The sequence below is a fragment of the Luteibacter pinisoli genome (assembly GCF_006385595.1).
Lineage (GTDB): Bacteria > Pseudomonadota > Gammaproteobacteria > Xanthomonadales > Rhodanobacteraceae > Luteibacter > Luteibacter pinisoli.
Genome location: NZ_CP041046.1, coordinates 1,230,187 through 1,254,224, shown reverse-complemented (window position 1 = coordinate 1,254,224; position 24,038 = coordinate 1,230,187). Strand labels below are relative to the sequence as shown.

At 66.8% G+C, this 24,038-nt stretch carries 15 protein-coding genes; 2 read left to right on the top strand and 13 right to left on the bottom strand.

Annotation, left to right across the window (positions count from 1 at the left end; translation table 11 throughout):
• Positions 1–133 precede the first annotated feature (133 nt).
• Positions 134–529: a DUF4870 domain-containing protein gene (locus FIV34_RS05685; RefSeq protein ID WP_139980508.1), complete on the bottom strand. Its 396-nt coding sequence runs from the start codon at positions 527–529 to the stop codon at positions 134–136.
• Positions 530–618: 89 nt separating this feature from the next.
• Positions 619–1,968, bottom strand: coding sequence for a metalloprotease PmbA (gene pmbA, locus FIV34_RS05680; protein ID WP_139980506.1), 1,350 nt, complete (start codon positions 1,966–1,968; stop codon positions 619–621).
• Positions 1,969–2,087: 119 nt separating this feature from the next.
• On the opposite strand from pmbA, the gene FIV34_RS05675 reads away from it, so the two are divergent.
• Both FIV34_RS05675 and yjgA read left to right on the top strand, forming a co-directional pair.
• Positions 2,088–2,312, top strand: a complete 225-nt coding sequence (locus FIV34_RS05675) for a DUF1653 domain-containing protein (protein ID WP_139980504.1) — start codon at positions 2,088–2,090, stop codon at positions 2,310–2,312.
• Positions 2,309–2,848: a ribosome biogenesis factor YjgA gene (gene yjgA, locus FIV34_RS05670; RefSeq protein WP_139980502.1), complete on the top strand. Its 540-nt coding sequence runs from the start codon at positions 2,309–2,311 to the stop codon at positions 2,846–2,848. The genes FIV34_RS05675 and yjgA overlap by 4 nt, the downstream gene beginning before the upstream one ends.
• A 73-nt stretch (positions 2,849–2,921) precedes the next feature.
• On the opposite strand, the gene FIV34_RS05665 is transcribed toward yjgA, so the two are convergent.
• The 11 genes from FIV34_RS05665 to leuS all read right to left on the bottom strand — a co-directional run bounded on the left by FIV34_RS05665 (position 2,922) and on the right by leuS (position 23,801).
• Positions 2,922–10,001 carry a beta-1,3-glucanase family protein gene (locus tag FIV34_RS05665; protein ID WP_139980500.1) on the bottom strand — a complete coding sequence of 2,360 codons (7,080 nt, stop codon included), beginning with the start codon at positions 9,999–10,001 and terminating at the stop codon, positions 2,922–2,924.
• 328 nt (positions 10,002–10,329) lie between these two features.
• Positions 10,330–11,769 carry a metalloprotease TldD gene (gene tldD / locus FIV34_RS05660; RefSeq protein WP_139980498.1) on the bottom strand — a complete coding sequence of 480 codons (1,440 nt, stop codon included), beginning with the start codon at positions 11,767–11,769 and terminating at the stop codon, positions 10,330–10,332.
• 107 nt (positions 11,770–11,876) lie between these two features.
• On the bottom strand, positions 11,877–15,764 hold the full coding sequence (locus FIV34_RS05655) for a YhdP family protein (protein ID WP_139980496.1): 3,888 nt from the start codon (positions 15,762–15,764) through the stop codon (positions 11,877–11,879).
• A gap of 30 nt (positions 15,765–15,794) precedes the next feature.
• Positions 15,795–17,282, bottom strand: coding sequence for a ribonuclease G (gene rng / locus FIV34_RS05650; RefSeq protein ID WP_139980494.1), 1,488 nt, complete (start codon positions 17,280–17,282; stop codon positions 15,795–15,797).
• A gap of 54 nt (positions 17,283–17,336) precedes the next feature.
• Positions 17,337–17,894: a Maf family protein gene (locus tag FIV34_RS05645; RefSeq protein WP_139980492.1), complete on the bottom strand. Its 558-nt coding sequence runs from the start codon at positions 17,892–17,894 to the stop codon at positions 17,337–17,339.
• Between the two features lie 10 nt (positions 17,895–17,904).
• A complete protein-coding gene (rlmH, locus tag FIV34_RS05640; protein WP_139980490.1) occupies positions 17,905–18,375 on the bottom strand; it encodes a 23S rRNA (pseudouridine(1915)-N(3))-methyltransferase RlmH in 471 nt (156 codons plus the stop codon).
• Positions 18,376–18,382: 7 nt separating this feature from the next.
• A complete protein-coding gene (gene rsfS, locus FIV34_RS05635; protein ID WP_139980488.1) occupies positions 18,383–18,772 on the bottom strand; it encodes a ribosome silencing factor in 390 nt (129 codons plus the stop codon).
• Positions 18,773–18,845: 73 nt separating this feature from the next.
• Positions 18,846–19,487, bottom strand: a complete 642-nt coding sequence (gene nadD / locus FIV34_RS05630; protein WP_139980486.1) for a nicotinate-nucleotide adenylyltransferase — start codon at positions 19,485–19,487, stop codon at positions 18,846–18,848.
• Entirely contained in the window at positions 19,484–20,488 is a 1,005-nt protein-coding gene (gene holA, locus FIV34_RS05625; protein WP_211352716.1) for a DNA polymerase III subunit delta, read from the bottom strand. The genes nadD and holA overlap by 4 nt, the downstream gene beginning before the upstream one ends.
• A gap of 20 nt (positions 20,489–20,508) precedes the next feature.
• Complete coding sequence (locus FIV34_RS05620; protein WP_139980482.1) at positions 20,509–21,048, bottom strand: LPS-assembly lipoprotein LptE; 540 nt, start codon at positions 21,046–21,048, stop codon at positions 20,509–20,511.
• Positions 21,049–21,050: 2 nt separating this feature from the next.
• Positions 21,051–23,801, bottom strand: coding sequence for a leucine--tRNA ligase (leuS, locus tag FIV34_RS05615; RefSeq protein WP_139980480.1), 2,751 nt, complete (start codon positions 23,799–23,801; stop codon positions 21,051–21,053).
• Positions 23,802–24,038: the final 237 nt, after the last annotated feature.

Genomic DNA, 24,038 nt, shown 5'->3' with positions numbered 1-24,038 from the left:
ATGGGACTCACAACGCACCTTTCGTGACGAATGACGTTGCATTTAAGCAGGAGCGCCCCGTGTTGTTCTGTAGGCGAATGCCAACAAAAAGAGCCCGCATCTGCGGGCTCTTTTTGCGTCACTGTAGGGGTCTTCAGCTCACCAGGCGCAATGCCCACGGATAGCGGTAGCTTCCGTCCGAGCTCACCTTCACGGCGGCGATGATGCAGAAGATCAGGTTGGCCAGCCACAGCAGCGGCGTGAGGATCGCGCCGATCAGCAGGAAGGTCAGGATCCAGCAGATCACATAGCCAATCAGCACCGTGATCTGGAAGTTCAGGGCTTCCTTCGCCTCCGTCACCAGGTAGGCCTTGTCGGACCTGTCCTTGTGCATCAGCCAGACGATCAGCGGCATGATGATGCTGAAGAGGATGCCTGACAGGTGCGTCAGCATCGCGATGTTCTTGTCGTCGGTGTTAATCACCGGCGGAGCCGGCTCGTACGGCGGCGGGACGGGCGGCGGTGGAACCTGATCGGACGGGGTACTCATGACGGAACTCCCTGGGCGATGTCGGCCCCACTGTCCCTTCGCCAGAGCCCCCTGTCAACCGCGACTTCAGGCATACCCCCGCCGCGGGCTTACTCGCCCGCGATGGTCATGTTCTCGATCAGCCACGAGCCGGTGAGGATGTGCGACCGGTGGTCGACGTCCGCGCCGATGGCGACGAGGTTGGCGTACATGTCGCGCAGGTTGGCGGCGATGGTGATCTCCTCCACCGGGTAGGCGATCTGGCCGTTTTCGACCCAGAAGCCCGACGCGCCACGGGAGTAGTCACCCGTGATGATCGACACGCCCTGCCCCATCACTTCGGTGACCAGCAACCCGGTGCCGAGCTTCTTGAGCATTCCCGCAAAATCGTCGTCGCCGGTCTTCACCAGCAGGTTATGCACGCCACCGGCATTGCCGGTAGACGACAGACCCAGCTTGCGGGCCGAATAGCTGCCCAGGATGTAGCGGGAGAGCACGCCGTCAACGATCAGCGGCGCGTCCATGGCCGTCACGCCCTCGGCGTCGAACACGGACGAGCCCAGGCCGCGTGGGATCAGCGGCTTTTCATCGATGCGCATCCACGACGGCAGGATCTGCTTGCCCACGTGGTCGAGCAGGAAGCTCGAACGGCGATACAGCGAGCCGCCACTGACGGCACCGAGGAGGTGGCCGATCAGCGAGCGGGCCACTTCGGGGGCGAACAGCACGGGGGACTGGCGGGTGCCGAGGCGGCGCGCGCCCATCCGGGCGAGGGTGCGCTCGGCGGCCTTGCGGCCGATCTCGGCCGGATCCATGAACGACCGCGCGTCACGCACGCTGTCGTACCAGTAGTCGCGCTGCATGCCATCGTCATCGCCGGCAATCAGGGCCACCGACAGGGAATGCCGCGTGCCGCGCTCGCGCCCGACGAAGCCGTGCGAGTTGGCGTAGACGGAGAGGCTCTGCCCGGCGTTCACGCTGGAACCGTCGGAATTGGTGATGCCGGCCAGGGCGCGGCCCGCATCCTCGATCTCGCAGCCCAGTGCGATGGCCGAATCCACGTCCAGGTCCCAGGGGTGCCACAGGTCAAGATCCGGGAAGGACGTGGCCATGCGGTCGGCATCGGCCAGGCCGGCGGCCGGGTCTTCCTCGGTAAAACGGGCGATGGCGCAGGCCTGGTCGATCGTGGCCTGGATCGAGTCCGGGTTCAGGTCGGCCGTGCTGGCCGAGCCCTTGCGCTGGCCGAAGTACACCGTGAGGGCGAAACCACGGTCCCGGGTGTGCTCTACCGTTTCCACCTCGCCCAGGCGCACATTCACGTTCAGGCCGATGTCGATGCTGGCCGAGACGTCGGCCTGGGTCGCGCCTGCGGCGCGGGCCCGGCGGATCGTATCCTCGGCCAGGCTGGCGAGGCGGTCGAGGTCCTGGTGGCTGGTGTCACGGGTGGAAACTTGGCTCACGTGGGCTTCCCGGGGGCTGGCGGTTAGAATGGCAGGCCGCAGGCGGCCAATCACCCATTAATGGGGTCGCGCCGCCCGAATCCAAAGCAACGCACCGCCCATGGTGCCATGGAAACCTGATGAGCATCCGTGTCGGCTACTACCGCCACTTCAAGGGCATGCCCTACCGCGTGCTGGGCACCGCCCGGCATAGCGAAACCATGGAGGAGCTGGTGGTGTACCAGGCTCTTTATGGCGACCATGGCCTGTGGGTGCGCCCCGCCGGCATGTTTGCCGAAACCGTTGAACACGAAGGCCGCGTACAGCCACGCTTCGCCTTCGAAAGTGAGGAGGCACAGCCATGAGGCCCTGGGACGAACGCCCGAAGCAGGACGAGGACGAGGAAGACCTCGGCCCCAGCCGCAGCGAACAGCGGCGCAACGCGCTGGATATGCTCAAGCTGGCCAACCAGCTGGTGGAACTGCCGCCGTCGCGGATTCCGAAGCTGAACCTGCCTGAAGACATCATCGACGAGATCGCCCGCACGCGTAAGGTGACCGCGCATATCGCGCGCAAGCGCCAGCTGGCGTACCTGGCGAAGATGATGCGCCGGCACGGCGACGAGGCGTTTACCGACGCACGCGCCGCACTGGGCGAGGATCGCGACCGCCAGCGCCAGGAAGCCGCGCACATGCATCGCCTGGAGGCCGCGCGTGAGCGACTGCTCGATGGCGGCGACGCGCCGCTGGGCGAGCTCTTCGACAAGCATCCGGAGCTGGATCGCCAGCACCTGCGTTCGCTGGTGCGCCAGGCGCGTGCGGAACGTGAGGCGAACAAGCCGCTGCACGCGTTCCGCGAGATCTACCGGATCCTGAAAGAGCTCGAAGCCTCGCAGGATTAACCTGCCCCTGGCGGAAAACAAAAAGGGCGGCGAGGTTTCCCTCGCCGCCCTTTCGTTTGACTGACTTACGGCCTTACCAGCCGATCCCGAGTTCGAGATGTTCCGGCTCCGCTTCAATCAGCGTCGAGCTCTGGTCGGACACATCGTCGTAGGCGAAGCCATAGGCCTTGCCGTTCACGCCATGCAGGTGCCAGAAGCGCGAATAGTAATTCGCCGGCGACTGCTGGTAGTACGACGAGCTGTCCTTCCACTCCGAGGCATCTTCCATCACGTGGCGGTTGAACGCCGCGCAGATCTGCGCCTCGAGCTGGCCTTCCACGCCCCAGGGGTCGTTCGAGCGGGCCAGCGTGCCCTTGCCTTCCAGCACGTCCTGCGTGGTCGGCTTCTGCACGTTGAACAGCATGCCTTCCGGCTCGTTGGCTTCGTGCGTGTCCGCATAGTTCACATGACGGAACGTGAGCACGCCATCCACCACGCTGCCTTCGAACTGCTTGGCACCGATGGTCATCTCCAGCACGTGGGTCTGGTAATACGCCCAGGCACTGTCGATGTACGCGTCGAAGTAATGCTCCTGCGGCTTGCCCACGTCGAACGCGGCCTTGCCCGGGGCAAGGATGCGGATCGGGTCGGCTTCCGCCAGCTGGAACTCGGCCGGCACTTCCTGGTTATACGCGGCGAAGATCTGCGCGCGGGTCTGGGTGATGCCCGAGTTCACATGGCGCGTCTTGTTGCCGCCATAGACATCCAGCGAGAGCGGGATGGAGAACTGGTCGACCTGCGTGGTGTTGATGAAGATCGCGTCGTTGTTCCAGGTGAACTCATACCAGTCGTAGTACACGCCGATGTTCGGGTCGGTGGCGTTCAACGGGTTGGGGCCCGCAAAACCGATCGAATCGTCGGCGGCCTTCAGGATCTTGATGTACATCGGTTCACCGACGGACACGAAGATCCGGCCCGAATCCATCTTCGGCAGCTTCAGCAACTTCGCCTGGGCCAGCGTGAAGAAGTAGTTCGGGTAGTTCTGGCCATTTTTGGTGAGATGACCGGCACCGTCGTTATCTTCCACCTTCGCGGCGGTCAGCGTGCCATCCGGCTTCACCCACGAGAACACCTGGGTGGTCGGATCACGGCCGATGACGGCCACGTACACCTGGTCGTCGCGCCACTTGCCGTTGGTCGCATTGCGCAGCGTCGTACCGATGAAGCCCGGGTACGTGGTGTAGTCGAAGCCGGTGGACGGATCGTTACCACCCGGCTGCTGCGGCTGGGTCGGATCCGAACCATCGGCCGGACCATACACTTCCATTTCCCACAACGAATAGCCGTACTGCGTGCTGCGGGTCTGGCCGTGCATGCGGACGTAGCGCGCCGAGACCGGCGTGAAGGTCAGCGTCTCCACGCCGCCATTACTACCCACGCGCGAATCGGCCACCTGCCAGGACTGGCCGTCGAGGGATACCTCGAGCAGGTAGTTCACGGCATGCGCGTTCTCCCACGAGAGCACCACCTTGTTCACCGTCTTCACGGCGCCCAGGTCCACGCGGACCCACTCGTCGTTGGTGAACTCCGACGACCAGCGCGAACCGGCATCGCCGTCGGTCACGTTGGCGGCCTTGAACGCCACCGGGTTCTCCGACGACGACGCGAGCGCCGGCTGGTGCAGCGCCAGGTTGGTGCTTGAGGACGGCGGAGGCGTCGTCTGCGCCGCCTGCTGCACGGCGAGGGTCGCCGGCTGGCTGGTGACGCTATGCCCTGCGGCATCGGAGACGACCACGTCGTAGTTACCCGCATTGGCAAGCGAGGCGGTGAACGAGTACGTGGCCTGGGTGGCTCCCGCCACGGCGGCACCGTTACGACGCCACTGGTAGCCGACATTGCCGTTGGCCTTGACGCTGACGGCGAAGGTCACCGGCTGGCCCGCGGTCACGGACTGCGCCTGCGGCTGGCTGACGAACGTCGGCACGGCGGCCGCATACACCTCGAACTCATACAGCGACACGCCGTAGTCGGTGTTCTTCGCCAGGCTGGTCATGCGCACGTACTGCGCGGTGACCGCGGAGAAGTCCACGCGCTCGACGCCACCCTTGCCGGCGACCGGTTGCGGGGTGACCGCCGTGTAGTTCACGTCATCGTTGGACACTTCGACGATGTACGACGTCGAATGGGCGCGCTCCCAACGCAGGAGCACGTGGTCGGACGTCTTCTGCGAACCCAGGTCCAGGCGGATCCACGCCGTCGGCGTGAATTTGGAACCCCAGCGCGTCGTGAAGTCACCGTCCACCGCGCCCTTCGGGCCAAGGTAGCCGTCGTCTTCGTTGCCACTGGAGGTCGCACCCGCACCCACGGCGACGTTCACGCCGCCCTGGCCGTCACCCGGCGTACCCGGGCCATCCGGGTTATCCGGCTGGCCCGGATCCGTGCCGCCATTGCCCGGCTGCGTGGCCGTGCCCTGCTGCCATGCCGGCGGATCGAACCCGTCGGTGGAGTTATCCACGGTGACCGTGGCGAAGCGGCTCTGGGTCGTGAGGCCCTTCGCACTCACCACGCGCACCATGTACTGCGTGCCGCTATCCGCCGCCGTAAGCGCCGGGGTGGCATAGGTGCTGTCGGTCGTCGACGAGGCGAGCTCGTCCACGAACGTGCCATCGCCCTGCGGCAGGTGGCGATACCAGTTGTAGGCCAGCGGGCCGTCGCCGGTCGCCGTCACGGCCAGGTGGGCCGAACGGCCCACGCCAGCCTTCTGGCCCGCCGGGTCTGCCGTGATGGACGGGGCCACGACGGTGGTACCGGTGACACACAGCGCGTGCGACGGATTGTTCTCCGCCACCAGGCGGAACGTCGTGCCATCCGAGGCGACCTGGTACGCATACTGCGTATCGGTCGGATCGTTCGTCGAGGTCCAGATCGTCCACGCCTGCGGGAACGCGTTCGTCGACAGGTTCTGACCCGCCACGGCCAGCGCTTCATCGATCGTCGGCAGGCGGGCGCTGGCGGCCTTGCAGTCCGCGATCGCATTGGACTGCTTGTACTGCGCACCCTGGTCGGCCAGGCCACGCTGGGCACGCTCCCAGGTCAGGCCACTGAAGTGGTCCACGACGTGGTTGGTGTCCTGCACGGTGTAGCGGTTGCCGTCCTGGCAGCAGGTCGGCGAGTCGTAGACTTCGAACTCGTAGAACGAGTAACCGTAGTCGGTGGCACGCTTGATGCCCTGCATGCGCACATAGCGGGCCGAAACGCGCTTGTCCGTCATGTCTTCCGTGCCGCCGAGGCTGGTGTCGTTCTCGACCCAGTCCTGGTAGCCGGTGTCCTTGTCGTTCGAGTACTGGATCTTGTACTGCGCGGCGTGGGCGTTCTCCCACTTGATCACCACGCGGTTGAACGAGCGCACCGCACCCAGGTCCACCGTGAACCAGGCCGCATCGTTCTTCTGCTCCGAGGCCCAGCGCGTGCCCTTGTCATTGCCATCCACCGCACCGGCGGCCGGCGTGCCCTGCACGTTCTCCACGCCGCTGGCGTAAGTCACCTTCTGGCGTGCCAGGTTCGCACCCGGCGGGGCCAGGGTCAGCACGGCCGTGTTGCTGGTCGCGGCAGCCGTGTCGCCGAGGATGTTGGTCACCACCACGACGTAGTTGCCCACGTCGCTCAGGCTCACATTGGATACGGTGAGCGTGGCGCTGTCGTCGCCCACGGGCTGGCCATCGTGCGTCCACTTGTAGTGGAACGGCGAGGACCCTGCGACCGCCACGGTGAACTGGGCGCTCTGGCCCGGATTGGCGCGGACGTTGCCCGGCTGGCCGGTAATGACCGGCTGGCGAGCTGCATTCACGGTGAGGTGAGCCGGGGTCGACGGGGTATCGCCCAGCGGATTGGACACCACCACGGCGTAATCGACGTTGCCATCGGCGGCGGTCAGCACCGGCGTGTCATACGTCTTCCCATTCGCACCGACGATGGCGGTGTTGCCGCGCATCCACTGGTAGGTCACCTTGGGCGAACCGGTCGCGGCCACGGCGAAGTGCGCCTGCTGGCCCACGTCCACGCTCTGTGCCGCCGGCTGCTGGCTGATCACCACCGGCTGCGCCGTGAACACCTTCAGGATCGCAGGCGTGGATTCCTGGTCACCCTTCGCGTTGTGCACGACCACCGTGTAAGCCGCACCGCTATCGGCCATGGCCGTTGCGGGCGTGGTGTAGCTTGCGGCGTTGGCGCCCGGGATCGCCTGGCCGTTGCGCTTCCAGGTGAACGACAGCGGGGCTTCACCCGTGGCGGTCACCGAGAAATGGCCGGCAAAGCCCTGGGTCACGTCGTCTTCGATCGGGTTGGCGATGATGGACGGCGGACCCGACGCACCTTGCGAGGCCTTCGGCACGGGCGAGATGTTGAACGATGCGCTGCCCGGCAACAGGCCGGCGGCCGTTGCGGTGACGGTCACCGTACCCGTGTCGAACTTCGTGCGCAGCGCGATCTTCTGCAGGCCGCCCTCGAACTTCAGTTCATGGTCGCCCGGCGAGTGGTAGCCGTGGATCGGCTCTTCGGAACCATCGCCATTGAGGGTGTGGCCACCCGCCCAGTCCACCAGCTGCTGTGTACCGCCCTGGTAGTTGACCAGCGAGGCGCCGCCGGTGACTTCAAAGGTCACGTTGACATCCGAGCCCTCCGGCACGGTGTTGCCATCCTTGTCGACCACGCGGGCGACGATGAAGGCGGCATCCGAGCCATTGGCGGTCACGGCAAACGCCGTGCCATCCGGCTTCACCAGTTCCGGCACCACGCTCAGCGCAATGTGGTCGGCCTTGCCGGCGGTCGTCAACGTATCCTGCACCGGCGTACCATTGGCGTCGTCCACCACGGCGCCCAGTGCGTCAATGCACTGCGCCGTCGCGGTACCGGCCTGCCAGGTGACGTTCCAGTGCACCTGGCCCGGAAGACCCGTGGTCTTCTGCGCCTGTGCCGAGCCCTTGATGTGGCCCGTATCCGGATCCTTGCCCGCATTCTCGACGTCGTAGCTGGCCTGGTCGATCGAATCCCAGTTGTTGGGCTTCTGGTCGCTACCCTGCGGCACGCCATTCACCAGCAGGCGCACGGCCGGGCAGTTGCTGAACGCGTTCACCTGGATATCGCCGGAGCGGTTCCAGTGATGCGCCAGCTTCACCACCGGCTTCACTTCGAACGGCGTCCACACCGACTGGTAGATGTAATACATCATGCGGGGGAAGCGGTTCTGGTCGACCATGGAGCTGCCGATCGAACGCACGTTGTGCACGAACTGCTTCTCGCCGGTGTCCTTGGCGATCGTGAAGTGCGTGGCGTCCTCGGTGCCTTCGTCGAACTCGATGGTTTCGCCCGGGGTGTCGGCGAAGTACCACTGCGCCATGCCGAAGGTGCCCGCCTTGCGGCCCTTCGAGTACGGCACGAGGTAATTCAGCGCGTACGAGAGCTCGTAATCGAACGCGTGGCGTTGCGATCCGATGCCCCAGTACTCCGCGCCCCAGGCGGGCTTGGTCGGGAACTGCTGGTGCACGCCTTCTTCGCAACCGGCCTTGCTGCAGCTCAGGATGTCGCCGTTGGCGGGGTCCGGTGAGCGGTCGGCGGCGGCGCGGGGAGCGATGCTGTCCCATGCCTTGGCCAGGTTGCGCAGCTCGTTCGCGAAGTTCGTATCCATCTTGCCATTGTCGGATTCCCACGCGAGGATCGACGGATGGTTACGGTCGCGGATGACCAGGTCGCGATGCAGTTCGCGCTTGATGTTCCACATGTTGACGCAGGCGGTATCGCCCGCTGCGCAACGGTTGGCGAAGCCGTTTTCACCGTCGCCGCTGGGCTGCACGATGAAGACGCCGAGGGCATCCGCCGCTTCGACGAATTCCGGACTGGACGGCGAATGGCCGGGACGCCACAGGTTGCCACCGCCGGCAGCGAGCTGCTGCAGGTCGCGCCACTGCTGCTCTTCCGGCACGGACGAGCCGAGCGCCGGGTAGTCATAGCGACCCGAAGCACCCCAGGTGTATTGCTTCTTGCCGTTGACGTACGGGAAATCCTTGTCCCAGGTGATGACGCGTACGCCGAGCGGGCTCTGCTTCGCATCCACCACCGCGCCATCGATGCTGACGGTGTGCAGCACCTTGTACATGTACGGCTTGCCGTAGATGCTGTTGTTCGGATACCAGAGCGTCGGGTTCGTCAGCGTCAGGTGTTCGTCGAACACCGGCGTGGTGTCGGACGGAATCGCGTGCGGCGCCAGCACCTGTTGCTGCTGGTCGGTGGCGACGACCGTGCCGGCCGCGTCGACAATCTGCGTTGTCAGCGTGGCGGTGACCGGCGTATCACGCTCGTTGACCACGTTCGTCTGCACGCGCACGACCGCCGTCTTGTGGTCGTCGCTGAGCGATTCGGTACCAACGTACGTGCCCCAGGTGTTCTGGCCGGCGTAGACGTTCTCGGGGATGTGCACGAGGTTGGTGACGTGCAGTTTCACCGGGCGGAACAGGCCCGCTTCGGCCTGGCCAAAGCGGAACGAACCGGAGAAACCCGGATCCTGGAAGAAACCACCACCGCTGCGGCTGACCTTCACCGCGATCACGTCGGTGCCGTCGTACTTCAGGTACGGCGTGAGGTCGACGATGTGCGGGATGAAGCCAATCACGTGCGTCGCGTTGGCGTCGACCTGGCCGGCCTGGTTCAGCGCACCCGTACCGGGAATGAAGCGGCCGTTGATGTACACGCGGTCGCCCGTGTGCGCACCTTCGAACTCCACCATCACCTTGCGGCCCGCATAGCTCGCGCTGTCCTTCAGCGTGGTGCGGTACCAGCTGGTTTCACCGTCCAGGCTGCCCTGGCCACCGCCGGATTCCTGGTTGATGAAGGTGGTGAAGTCGTTGGCGGCGTGCGGGATGCCGACGGTTTCCCACTTCGAATCGTCGAAGTTCACGGCGGCGCCGTCGTCCGCATTGGGAACCTGGGCGTGGCCTGTCTGATTCTGGTACTGCTTGATGTACTTCCACGGCTGCGCGCCGAGGTTTACATCCACGCGGTCGGAGGGTGCGAGTGTCACGGCATGCGCCGTCACGGTCGCACCCAGGCATAGCGCAGCGAGCACGGCGGATAGCCTGGCTCGTTTCGCATGCCCCGGGGGTGCTGCGGGGTGGAGTGTCATGGAGGAAATCCCCTGTGGGTTGGCTCGTTAACAGCAGCGCTCCGCGCACGCACGACGGCGCCGGCCGGCGCATGCGCCAGCCGTCCTTCGTCGTTTCATGTTGGGGGATAGTCAATTTCCCGCCGCGCGCCAGGGGCCCGTGGCACATAGAAATTTAGCCGTCCATACGCCGTCTGCGGGCGGATCATCGCGCCGCAGCAATGACGATCACAATACTAAATCCACCCCAATTGAGGCTTTTCGTACCGTACGCACGCGTTCCGTGACACAGGTCGCGCTTGTCACACGCATGGCGGATTCAGTCAAGACAGCCGCGGATACGACGGCATCAGGCCGCCGTACCGCCTACCGTCATCGCGTCGACACGCAGCGTTGGCTGGCCCACGCCGACCGGTACGCTCTGGCCATCCTTGCCGCACACACCCACGCCTTCGTCGAGCGCGAGGTCGTTGCCGATCATCGAGACGCGGGTCAGCACTTCCGGGCCCGCACCGACGAGCGTGGCACCCTTCACCGGACGCGTGACCTTGCCGTCTTCGATGAGGTACGCCTCGCTGGCGGAGAACACGAACTTGCCGTTGGTGATGTCGACCTGGCCGCCGCCGAAGTTCACGGCGTACAAGCCACGCTTCACCGAACGGATGATTTCTTCCGGTTCGCGGTTACCGGCGAGCATGTAGGTGTTGGTCATGCGCGGCATCGGCAACTGCGCGAACGATTCGCGGCGGCCATTGCCGGTGGCCTTGACGCCCATCAGCCGTGCGTTGAGCTTGTCCTGCATGTAGCCCTTCAGGATGCCGTTCTCGATCAGCGTGGTGCACTCGGTCGGCGTACCTTCGTCGTCGATGCTCAGCGAACCGCGGCGACCCGGCAAGGTGCCGTCGTCCACCACGGTGACGCCTTCCGCCGCCACGCGCTGGCCGATGCGGCCGGCGAAGGCCGAGCTGCCCTTGCGGTTGAAATCGCCTTCCAGGCCATGGCCGATCGCTTCGTGCAGGAGCACGCCCGGCCAGCCCGGCCCGAGCACCACGGTCATCGTGCCGGCAGGGGCATCCACCGCTTCGAGGTTGACCAACGCCTGGCGCACGGCTTCCTCGGCGAACGCGTGCGCGCGGCCGTTCTCCAGCAGTTCGCGGTAGCCGTAGCGGCCACCGCCACCGGAGTGACCCTGCTCGCGACGGCCGCCCTGCTCGGCGATCACCTGCACGTTGAGGCGCACCAGCGGGCGCACGTCGGCGGCCAGCGTGCCGTCGGAGGCGGCGACCAGGATGGTGTCCATCGTGGCGGCGAGGCTCACCACCACCTGCTTGACGCGCGGATCGCGCGAGCGGGCGTAGGCGTCCACTTCGCGAAGGAGACCGATCTTTTCTTCGTTCGGCAGGCTTTCCACCGGATCGATGGCCGGATACAGGCCACGGCCCGTGGCGATGGCCAGCGGCTTGCCCGCGCCGGCACCACCCTGGGCGATGGCGCGCGCGGCGCGCGAGGCCTCGAGCAGCTGCGGCAGCACGATGTCGTCCGAGTACGAGAAGCCGGTTTTCTCACCCGAGATGGCGCGCACGCCCACGCCCTGCTCGATGGAGTGGCTGCCGTCCTTCACGATGCCCTCTTCCAGCACCCAGGATTCGCTGCGCGAATGCTGGAAGTACAGGTCCGCGAAGTCGATGGAGGGGCCCATCAGCTGCGAGAACACGCGGTCGAGGTCGGTGGAAGCCAGGCCGCCCGGGGTGAGCAGGCGACGTTCGGCGAGGGTGATCAGGGAATCCATCAAGGCTGCCGGTAGAAGAGACGTAGACCCCAAAACGTGGGGGCGTGGGGGTTCAGCTTAAAGCCCCGGGGCGGCCAAGCCTAATGCGGCCGCCGCGTGGCCGGTCGTCAGCGCCGGGGTGGGGCCGCTGGCGCCGGTGTGGGCGCCGCCGCGGACGGCGGTCCCTTGTCCAGCGGCGTGAACACCGGCTTATCCCAGCTGCCGGTGACGTGGTAGCGCTTGCGCGCGGCCTGGTTGAGGCCATGGCCCAGAAGCCCCTGCACGGCGAGGCCGGCGGCGGCGCCGACGGGGCCGCCGGCCAGCGCGCCGACCACGGGCAGGCTGTTGCCCAGGTGCGGCACCACCAGCACTTCCTGGTCGTAGTCGCGCGCCTTCAGGCCGGCACGGCCGGTGATCGAAATCTCGGCCGCGGGCGCCCGGATCTTCAGGTTCTGCGTGCTCGCGTTGCCGTTCGAGAAGCGGAAATCGCCGGTGATCGCATCGAAGGCGAAACCCTTGCCCAGCACGTCGCCGAAATCGAGCGCCATGCGCCGCGGCAGTTCGGTGATGGATACGAGCCCGAACAGGCGGCCGACGCCCGGCTGCACTTCGAGGATGCGCCCGTTGGCGACATTGATGTTGAGCGTGCCGTCCATGTTGGCCAACGCCAGCGCGGACGGGCCGCCTGGCCAGGTGGCATCGAGGCGTGCCTCGGTGCGCCCGCCGGACATGATCCCCGCAAAGCCAAGCGCATCGAGCATGCGCGCGACGTCCTCGGAGGCGAAGTCCATGGACAGGTGCGTGTGGCTGTTCTTCTCGTCGCCGTTCCAGTCGCCGGTGGCGGTGACCTGGATGTTCTTGGACTGGGCACGCAGCTGGTCGACATGCAGGCCTTCGTCCGTCGGCCAGGTTTCCAGGCGCGCATCACCCAGGCGCGCCTTGCCCAGGCGCATGTCGCTCACCTGCAGGTGCAGCGGCGGCAGGCTGGAGGGGGCGACACCGGCTTCGTTCGTGGCCGCGGGCTTCTTCGCGCCCGCGTCCTTCGCGTCTTCCGCATGAGCCACCGTGACGGCGGCCGTCGCCGCCTGCCCCGCGCTGGCCCTGCCCTTCGCGGCGGCATCGGCCGCGTCGTCGGCGGCAGGCCACCATAGCTTCTCCATGCGCGCGGTGATGCCGCGCTTCCGCAGGTCGTCGTTGGGCACCGTCATCGCGCCCGCCATGCCGTCGCTATCCACCCGCAGGCTGAGCTCGCGCGGGCCCGGGCGCGCGACGATATGCATGTTGCTGAAGTGCTGGCCGAAGACTTCCGCATCATCGGTGGTCAGGTCCAGGCCGGTCAGGCCCGGGCCGCTGGACCCGGTCGACATGCCCACGACGTACTGGACCCAACCGGAGACGTCGAGCTTTGCGGCGTGGCCACTGAACAGGTAACCCTGGGCCGGCATCACGTCAGGCACCGTGGTACCCAGGTTGAACGCGGCTGCCAGCGGCGTGTTGCCGTTGGCCAGGCGCAGGCGGCCCCGCACGACGTCGCCAAGCGCCAGGTCCAGGCGCGCGCCGTCCACGGGCAAGCCGAGGCGGACGGACAAGGGCAACGCCTGCGCTGCCGGCTTCTTCACCGGCGTCGGCATCAGCATTTCGACCCCACGCAGGTCCGAATCGACGCTGAGTGTCTGGGTCAGGTCGTTCTTCACACCCGCGTGCACCAGGTCGAAGCCGATGCGGAACGTGCCCCGCCCCTTGGCGATGTCCGCCAGCCATTTCAGGTCGGGATAGTCGGCGACCATTTCTTCCACGGTGAACGCGCCGGTGACGCTGGCGCCCAGCACCTTGGCCGGATCGCCGGTGCCACCGGCAATCGCGAGATCCAGGCTGGCCGGCTGGCCGTGGAACTGGGTGGTGAGGCCGGTGGCGGTGAAGCCCTTGCCGTCGAACGACATGGGGCCGCTGATCTTGTCCAGGCGCAGCTTCCACGCATCGGCGACGAGGTCGGCGTCCTTGAGCGTGGCCTTGCCGTCCAGCGTGAACTCCCGGGCGTCCTTCAACGGCAACAGCATGTTGAAGCCGAATTCGCCGGTGCCGCCCAGCTTGATCTTGTCGATCTCCTCGCGGCTGCTGCTGGCGATCGGGCTGCTCTTGATGAAGTCCAGGAAGCTGCCGCCGGTGCCCGCGCCACTCACGCGCAGGTCGAGCACGCCGTCAGCGAAATCAGGAATCGCCGCCGTCGCCGAGCTGACGGCCGTGCCGAGCGAATGGCCCTCGCTGGCTTCGACGAACATGCCGTTGCCGATGAAGTTGGCGACGGCCGTGACCCCTTCGGCTTTCGGCCAGCCCGTGCCGTAGTCGAGCACCAGGTCGTCGATGAGCGCACGCGCTTCGAACCGCCCCTCCTGGTTCCGGAACGGGAAATCGCGCAGGTTGCCGCGAATCAAGGCCGATCCGCCTTCGATATGGCCGGAGACCAGGCCGCGATTGAGCCAGTTCTGCGCGCTCTCCGACATGGAATGGATCGGCCAGAACAGCTTGGCGGCAGGCACGTCACCCTCGCCCAGCGCCACGTACATGTCGATGAAGGCGCCGCCATCGCCGGGCGGCAGGACCAGTTCGCCGCGCGCCTGGCCACCGAAGCCTTCGCCACGGAAATCCAGCGAATCCATGCCGATGTGCCAGCCGTCGTCGTCCTTGTACACGGCCATGTCGCCGCCGAGCGCGGACATCACGAACGGCTTGCGGAAGACGCCCGTGGCATCGATGGTCGTGGCTTGCTTCGGCAGCGTCAGCGCGATCGCTTCGCTATCGCCGTTCAGTTCGCCCGCCAGCGTGGATAGCCCCGGCAGCTTGCCGCTGGCGTCGATGCCCAGGCCCGAAAACGCGGCATGGGCGAAGCGCAGGCCATCCACGGTGTTCCAGTCCGCGCGCAGCTCATCGAAGCGGCCGTGCGGCTTGCCTTCGCCCAGCCAGCGCGCCAGCGCGGGCGATACCTGCGGCAGCAGGCCAGCCCACGGCGCCAGCGGCGCGAGTTCGAGCTTGCGGCCCACGAGCGTGCCTTCGCTGTGATCGCCCACCGTGCGCAGCACGATGGCGGCGTCGCTGCCGTCACGCCCGGCCCAGTCGATGCGCTGGCCGTTGGCGAACCGGTGCAGCACCACGGTACCGTGCAGCCCGGCCGTGCGCACGGTGCGCGCCGGGCCACGTATGGCGAGGTTGTCCAGGTCGATGCTGGCGATCCCGCGCACCACTCGCGCGTCGCGCCAGTCCAGCCATTGTTCAAACCGGCCCTTGCCGCCGGCAAGCGCGTAACCACCCGCCTCGAAATCACCGCTGAGCGCGGCGAAATCCACATCCACGCCCTTCACGTACACCTGCCCGCTGGACCCATCCGCGGCAAACCGGCCGGCCGCCGACAGCACGCCGGCGGCGTTTTCACGGCGCAGCGTGCCGCCCACGCGGACCAACTGGCCCTGCAGGCTCAGGCGGAGCTGGTCTGCCACCAGGCCGTAGTTGCGGTGCGTGGTTTCGTCAGCGATATCCAGGTGCGTATTGGTGAGCCACAGGTCCACCGACATGTTGCCGAACGACAGTTTCTGCGTCGTGCCACCGGCGGCGAAACCATCGATGCTCCAGCGACCGTCCGGCCCGCGTCGCAGGCCCAGGCGCAGGTCCTGCAGGTGCAGGTTGATCAGGTGGCGCGACGGCAGCACCAGCGCACCGAAATCGAGTTTTACCGCCGCCTGCGGCAAGCGCAGCGGGGCCGTGCCGGGAGCGCCGCCCATCGTTACGTCACGCATGACGAACAACGGCCCTGACGGCCGCCAGAACCCTTCAAGCGATGCGAAACGCACGGGCTTGTGCAGCTTTTCGCTGAGCAGCGCCGCAACGCGCTCCGGGTAATGCGCCGCCAGCGGCAGCAGCAGCTGGCTGAGCGCCATCACGATCGCCAGCGCGACCAGCACGCTTGCAACCAGGCCCAACACGAAGAACCGCAGGCGTCGGGCGCGGTGGCGCCAACCCGACATCACCGCCGGGTCCGCTGCTGAAGCCGGTGCTTACAGCAAGACAACATCGAACTGTTCCTGCGAATAGTGCTCTTCCGCCTGGAAGCGGATGCTCTTGGCGATGAATTCTTCCAGCTCCGCCACCGCCGCGGACTCTTCCTCGAGGATGCGACCGACGACCTTCGGGCTGGCCATCACGAGCAGCTTCTGCGCGTTGAACTGGCGCACCGCGCGGGTGATCTCGCGGAAGATTTCGTAGATGACGGTTTCGGCCGTTTTCAGCGCGCCACGACCGCTGCACGCCGGGCACGGTTCGCACAGCTGGCGTTCCAGGCTTTCGGTGGTGCGCTTGCGGGTCATTTCCACCAGGCCAAGCGCCGACATCGGATAGACCGTGGTCTTCGCGTGGTCGCGCGTGAGGCCCTTCTCCAGCATGCGCAGCACCTGGCGCTTGTGCTCGTCATCCACCATGTCGATGAAGTCGATGATGATGATGCCGCCCAGGTTGCGCAGGCGCAGCTGCCGTGCCGCGGCCTGCGCCGCCTCGAGGTTGGTGCGGTACACCGTTTCCTCGAGATTGCGCGTGCCGAGGTAACCGCCGGTGTTCACGTCGATGGTGGTCATCGCTTCGGTCTGGTCGACGATGAGGTAGCCACCGGACTTCAGCGGCACCTCCTTGCGCAGCGCGCGCTGGATTTCGTCTTCCACGCCGTACAGGTCGAAGATCGGCCGTTCACCGGAATAGTGCTCGATGCGATCGGAGAGCACGGGCATGAACTTCTGCACGAACTTGACGGTTTTCTCGAAGGTCTCGCGCGAATCGACGCGCACCTTCTCGATCCCGTCGTTCAGCGAATCACGCAGGGAGCGCAGCGGCAGGGAGAGCTCCTCGTACACGCGCTCACCCACCTTGGCCTTGGTGATGTTTTCCTGCACCACGCGCCAGACCTTGCCCAGGTAGGTGACGTCGAACGCCAGCGACTCCTCCGACTGCCCTTCCGCGTTGGTGCGGACGATGTAGCCCAGGTGATTCTCGCCAATGAGCGGCGTGATGATGTCCTTCAGGCGCTGCCGCTCCGCTTCTTCCTCGATGCGCACGGACACGCCCAGGGTCTTCGAATGCGGCAGCAGCACGAGGTAGCGCGACGGGATGGAGAGATGCGTGGACAACCGAGCACCCTTGGTGCCGATGGGGTCCTTCACCACCTGGACGACGATTTCCTGGCCTTCATGCACCAGTTCGCTGATCGACGGCACCGGGCCGTGGCCGTTGGACTTGCCGCCGTCCGCGGCATCGGTGGCCGGCAGCGACGGGCGCACGATATCCGAGGCGTGCAGGAACGCGGCACGGTCCAGGCCGATCTCCACGAAGACCGCCTGCATACCGGGCATCACGCGCTGGACGCGGCCTTTGTAGACATTGCCCACGTAACCGCGCTTGGTTGCGCGCTCAACGTGCACTTCCTGGAGCATGCCGTTTTCGACGATAGCCACCCGCGTCTCACGCGGCGTGACATTAATCAGAATTTCCTCGCTCACCGGCGCCCCTTTTCCTTAAGTCATCGCGCTTTATAGCTGCGCTGAGACCACATGTCACTGACCCTGCAGAAGCTGCGAAGTTTCGTACAGAGGAAGACCCATCACGCCGGAATAACTCCCGGCGAGATGCTCGATAAATGTGGCGGCACGGCCCTGGATCGCGTATGCGCCGGCCTTGCCCATGCATTCGCCGCTGGCCACGTAGGCGCCTATGGCAGCCTCGCTAAGCCGCGCGAAGCGGACCGTGGACTCGGAGACGGCGCAGCGCTCGGCGCCCTGCTCCACCAGCCACACGACCGACAGGACACGATGCTCCTGCCCGGCGAGGCGGCGCAGCATGGCAACGGCATCGTCGTGGTCGCGCGGCTTGCCGAACACCTCGTCGCCGAGGATCACCTCGGTATCGGCACCCAGCACGCGCGCGCCGGCTTCACCGGCCACGCGCGCGAACCCCGCGCGGGCCTTGTCGCGCGCCACGCGGCTTACGTATGCCTTAGCGGCTTCGCCGGGCTGGCGAATCTCTTCCACGTCGACGTCCAGCGTGCGGTGGTCTTCGCCGATCTGGCCGAGGAGTTCACGACGGCGCGGGGATTGCGAAGCCAGATAGAGCACGGGCAGTCCTTCAGGCGCGGTGGTAAGGATGGCCGGCCACCAGGGTGGTGGCGCGATACAACTGTTCAGCCAGTACCAGGCGCACCAGCATGTGCGGCAAGGTCAGCGGGCCCAGCGACCAGCGCTGGTCGGCGCGGGCCAGTACGTCCGGCGCGTGGCCATCGGGGCCACCAATCAGGAAAGCGATGTCGCGGCCCCCCATGCGCCACTGTTCGAGCTGGGCGGCAAGTTCTTCACTGGACCAGAGTTTGCCCCGGCCGTCGAGCGCCACGACATGGATATCCCGGGGAAGCGCCGCCAGGATGGCGACGCCTTCATCGGCGATGGCACGGGCATCGTCTCGGCCCTTGCCGCGGACGCCCGGCTTGATCTCGGTCAGTTCAAGCGGCAGCTCATGCGAGAGCCGCTTGCGGTATTCGGCAAACCCTTCGGCCACCCATGCGGGCATGCGCTCGCCCACCGCGATGAGGCGCGCCTTCACGGCGCGCTCAGTCGTTGGCGGCGGCGTCGTGGGCGTCGTCGCCCACCGTCCACAGGCGCTCGAGGCCGTAGAACTCGCGAATACGCGGCAGCATGACGTGGACGATGATGTCGCCCAGGTCAACCAGCACCCATTCGGCCTCGGTCTGGCCTTCGACGCCCAGCGGCATGAAGCCCGCTTCCTTCGCGAACTTCACCACTTCATCAGCGATGGACTTCACGTGGCGCGCGGAGGTGCCGGAGGCGATAAACAGGATGTCGGCGATGGAGGTCTTGCCACGAACGTCGATTTCGCGAACGTCCTTGGCCTTGAGATCTTCGAGGGCGGCGACCACGCGCTTGCGGAGTTGCTCGTTGCTGGCGGCGGACTTGGCCTTGCGGGATGCGGACGAACTCAAGATACGAAAACCTCGTGCGGCGGAGTGCCGGTGCGGGGCCAGTATAGCGCCCGCCGGGAGGCCACGCGTCAAATCACCGGCCGAGGGCGCGGTAAGGCTCCAGCAGGGCCGGATCGTCGAAACAGGCCGAGGGCATGAGGTAGCGGGGTTCGCCGCCGCCGGCGAAGGACTCGCGGATCGCCGTGGCGGCGATGTCCAGCGGGGTAATGGCGATATCCACCACGCTGCCGGCCGGCCCGTGCACCCGGTCCGCCCGGCGCCCGGAGACGAAAGCCTCGAGATCTGCCGGAAGTGCGTGGCCGCCGCCCGGCCGGGTCAGCACGCCGATATGCGCCAGCCCGAACAGATCGCGCCACAGGTGCCAGGCGGACAGGCCGGCAAAGGCGTCCGCACCCACCAGCAGCACCAGCGGGCGCTCGGGGCCCAGCTCGGCGCGCAGCGAGGCCAGGGTGTCGACGGTGTAGGACGGGCCGTCGCGTTCGAGTTCGCGCGTATCCAGCACCAGGCGGTCCTGCCCTTCGAGGGCGGCACGCAGCAGCGCCACGCGGCCGGCCGCATCCGCGATCGGCGGGGGCCGGTGCGGTGGGGTGCGCGCGGGCACCATCCGGACATCCGCATCCAGCGCCTCGGCCGCTTCCCAGGCCGCCCGGAGGTGGCCGTGGTGAACCGGGTCGAAGGTGCCGCCCAGGATGGCGAGGGGCCGGGGATGGCTCATGTGAACGCCGCCGCGGCGCGCGGCTCGGCCACCGCGGCGACGAGGCGCTCGGCCTCCAGCCACGGATCGCCCTGCTCGCGGCCCTTGGCCATGCGGTCGATCCGGGCCGCGCGTGCCAGGCAGGCCATCCAGTGTTCCCGCGGGGCGCGGCGCAGCGCCTTGCGGAACAGCTGCTCGCGGGCAGGCCACAGCCGCTCGACCTTGGCCTGGGCGGCGAAGTCCCGGGCATTGGCCAGGCGCAGGGCCAGCTGTAGCTGGTTCACCAGCCAGCCCATCAGGGCGATGAGTTCCTCGCCTTCCGCGTGCAGCCCCGCAAGGATGCGCAGGGCGCGCCCGCCGTCCCCGGCGAAGGCGGCGTCGGTCAGCTTGAAGGCGTCAAAGCGGGCGCTGTCGGCCACCAGGCCTTCCAGCGTGGCGGCGTCCAGCCGGCGGTCGCCGGCGAGGACCACCAGCTTGTCGATTTCCTGCGCGGCGGCGAGCAGGTTGCCTTCCACCCGCTCGGCCAGCATCGCCACGGCATCGGGCGTCGCCTGGAGCCCACGGGACGCCATGCGCTGGCTGATCCACTGGCCCCATTCGTTGGGCCGCGGTGCATTGAAGACGACCTGGACGCCGCCCTGGTCCACGGCCTTCGTCCAGGCACCCTCGTGCTTGCTGCTCCACTCCGTGGCGGAAATCAGCAGCGTGGTGTCCGGCGGCGGGTCCTGGACGAACGCGGTAATCGCCGCACCGCCGTCCTTGCCCGCACGGCCACCGGCCAGGCGCAGGTCGAGCAGGCGCTGGGTGGCGAACAGGGAAAGGCCCGCGGACGAGCGGGCCAGGTCGTCCCAGTCGAAACGGCTGTCGGCCTCGAGCACTTCGCGCTCGCTGTAGCCGAGGCGGCGCGCCATGGCGCGCAACGCATCGGCGGCTTCGAGCACCAGCAGCTCCTCGCCGACCAGGAGGTACACCGGCGCCATCCGGTCGCCGGCGAGATGCTTCTGCCAGAAGGCGGGCTGCATGGGCACCGCGCGTGCGCCCCTTACTGTGCGGCGGGCGCCGGCGCGACGTCGGCCGCCGGCGGGTGGTTACGGGCAGCCTGCAGGCGGAACAGGATCGACTGGACCATGTCGCTGATCAGACTGCGCTGAAGCTCTTCGGTCTGCGCCGCGGTACCGATGGTGTTGGTCGCGTCGTAGCTGAACTCACGGGACATATCGACCTGCTGGGGCGCCACGAGCAAGGTGCCATCCGGGGCCTTGGCGTTGAACTCGACGTGGTAACGCACCGCGTATTCGGTGACGCGCGCCGTACCGCTCACGGTCAGCGAGTCGGTACGGAACGAGTTGGAGGTGACGGCCAGCTCGGCAATCCCCGCGCCGGGCTTGTCGACGACGACGGCGTTGGAGTTTTCGATCGCGCGCGACAACTCGCGCTCCAGGCGCCCGCCCCCGACTACCGTGAGATGCACCTTATCCATGCCCTGCGGCAAGGCCGCCGACTGGCGCAGATGAAAACCGCACCCTCCCAGCAGGGCGGTGGCGGCGACGACCAGGGCGACACGGAAGGCGTTGGGGCTCATGGTTATCCTGCGACGATGTTGACGATCTTGCCGGGCACGACGATCACCTTGCGCACGGTAAGGCCTTCCAGCTGGGCGGCCACGAGGGGCACCGCGCGAGCCATGGCCTCTGCCTCGTCCTTCGAGGCGTTGGCCGGCACGTCGATGGTAGCGCGAAGCTTGCCATTTACCTGCACCGCGTAGGTCAGGCTGTCACGGACCAGGGCGGCCGGGTCCACGGCCGGCCAGCCGGCGTCTTCGACCAGCGCCTCGCCATGGCCGAGGGCCTGCCACAAGGCATGCGACACATGCGGGGTGAACGGGTTGATCAGCTGCACCACGGCCGTGAAGGCCTCCTGGCGCAGGGCCACGCCCTCCTCGCTGGCATCGTCGAACTTGTTCAGCGCGTTCAGCAATTCCATCAGCGCGGCGATGGCCGTGTTGAAGGACTGGCGGCGGCCGATGTCGTCGGTGACCTTCTGGATGGTTTCGTGCAGCTGGCGGCGCAGCGTCTTGCGTGCCGCCTCGCCCGCGGCGTTGGCGCCCTGCCCCTTGCCGCCTTCAGCATGCGTGGTGACATCACGCCACAGGCGACGCAGGAAGCGGGCCATGCCTTCCACGCCCGCTTCGTTCCATTCCAGCGACTGGTCCGGCGGTGCCGCGAACATCGAGAACAGGCGCACGGTGTCGGCGCCGTACTTGCCGATCATCGCCTGCGGGTCAACGCCGTTGTTCTTCGACTTGGCCATCTTCTCGATGCCGCCGATTTCCACCGGCTTGCCATCGGAACGCAGCGTGGCACCGGTGATGCGCGCGCGCTCGTCGCGCTGCACGTCCACGTCGGCCGGGTTGAACCAGGTGAACTGGCCGTCGTCTTCCTTACGGAAATACGTCTCGGCAATCACCATGCCTTGGCACAGGAGATTCGTCGCCGGCTCGTCGCTGGCCACCAGGCCTTCGTCGCGCATCAGCTTGTGATAGAAGCGGAAATACAGCAGGTGCAGGATCGCGTGCTCGATACCGCCGATGTACTGGTCCACGGGCGTCCAGTACTTCGCGCGCTCGTCCACCTGCGCGTTCGCGCCGGGGCTGGTGTAGCGGGCGTAGTACCAGCTCGACTCCATGAAGGTGTCGAACGTGTCGGTCTCGCGCTCGGCCGGGCCACCGCAGTTCGGGCAGGTGGTCTTGCGCCATTCCGGGTCGGCCTTGATCGGCGACTGCACGCCGGAGAACTCCACGTCTTCCGGCAGCACCACCGGCAGCTGGTCTTCCGGCACCGGCACCGCCTCGCACTGCGGGCAGTAGATGACCGGAATCGGGCAGCCCCAGTAACGCTGGCGGCTGACACCCCAGTCGCGGATGCGCCAGTTCACCCGGCGCTCGCCACGGCCGAGGCCCTCGAGCTTTGTTGCGATGGCGTTGAACGCCGCGTCGAAGTCCAGGCCGTCGAACTCACCCGAATTCACCAGGTAACCGTCGTCGGTAAATGCCGCGTTTTCCTGGATGGCGTATTCAAACGCCTTCACGGTTTCCACGGCGGCCGACGGCGCATAGGCGTCGGTGCTGCCGCCGTCGAGGGCGTGCTGGGTGGCATCGACCACGCCGTCGCCCTTGGCCAGGTCGCGGTTGAGCTCGGCCAGCGCGTCGACCACGCCGCGGCTCACCACCACCATCTTGATCGGCAGCGAATACTTCTGGGCAAACTCCCAGTCGCGCTGGTCGTGGCCCGGCACGGCCATGACCGCGCCGGTGCCGTAGCCCATCAGCACGAAGTTGGCGACCCACACCGGCACCTTTTCGCCAGTGATCGGGTGCACGGCATCCACGCCGGTGTAGTAACCGCGCTTTTCCTGGGTTTCCAGTTCCGCTTCGGAGACGCCACCGGACTTGCAGCTTTCGATGAACTCGGCGAGCCCCGGGTTGCCCTCGGCGGCGCGCGTGGCAATCGGGTGTTCCGCGGCCACGGCCACGTACGACACGCCCATCAGGGTGTCCGGGCGCGTGGTGAACACCTTCAGCGGCTCGGCCTGGCCGTCCACCTCGAAGGTGATTTCCAGGCCCTCGGAGCGGCCCAGCCAGTTGCGCTGCATGGTCTTCACCGCATCCGGCCAGCCCGGCAGGGTGTCCAGCCCGTCAAGCAGCTCCTGCGCGTACGCGGTGATCTTCAGGAACCACTGCGGGATCTCGCGCTTCTCGACCACGGCACCCGAGCGCCAGCCCTTGCCGTCGATGACCTGCTCGTTGGCGAGCACGGTCTGGTCCACCGGATCCCAGTTGACGACGCTGTTCTTGCGGTACACCAGGCCCTTTTTCATGAGCCGGGTGAACATCTGCTGCTCCCACTGGTAGTACTCGGGGCGGCAGGTGGTGACTTCGCGGGTCCAGTCGTACGCGAAACCCATGCGCTTGAGCTGCTCGCGCATGTGTTCGATGTTCTTGTAGGTCCACTTGGCCGGCGCGGTCTTGTTCTTGATCGCGGCGTTTTCAGCGGGCAGGCCGAAGGCGTCCCAGCCCATGGGCTGGAGGACGTTCTTGCCCTGCTGGCGCTGGAAGCGGCTGATGACGTCGCCGATGGTGTAGTTGCGTACGTGGCCCATGTGGAGGGCACCGGACGGGTACGGGAGCATGGACAGGCAGTAGTACTTGGGCTTGCCGGTGTCTTCGCTGACTTCGAAGGCACGGGTGTCGCTCCAGTAGCGCTGGGCGGCGGTTTCTACGGCGTCGGGGGCGTAACCGCCCTGCTCGCGCGTGGCCTGGTCGTGGCTGTCCTGCATGGTGTCTGGTACCGGATGGGGTGCGCGGGTGGCCGCGCGGGAAAATGCGACGGTCAATCGCGGGAGACTATCCCAGAGGGTATTGGGGGGCAACCTTTGGAGCCTTCGGCACAGAGCCCTCGGTGCCCACCCTCGCTGCTCAGACAACGCTCTGCGTTCGAAAAGGAGAGCCGCTACGCGGCTGGTTTTCTTATTGGCCTACGGCCGCGAACCGGTGGCTGGGCGGGGGTTTTCGAC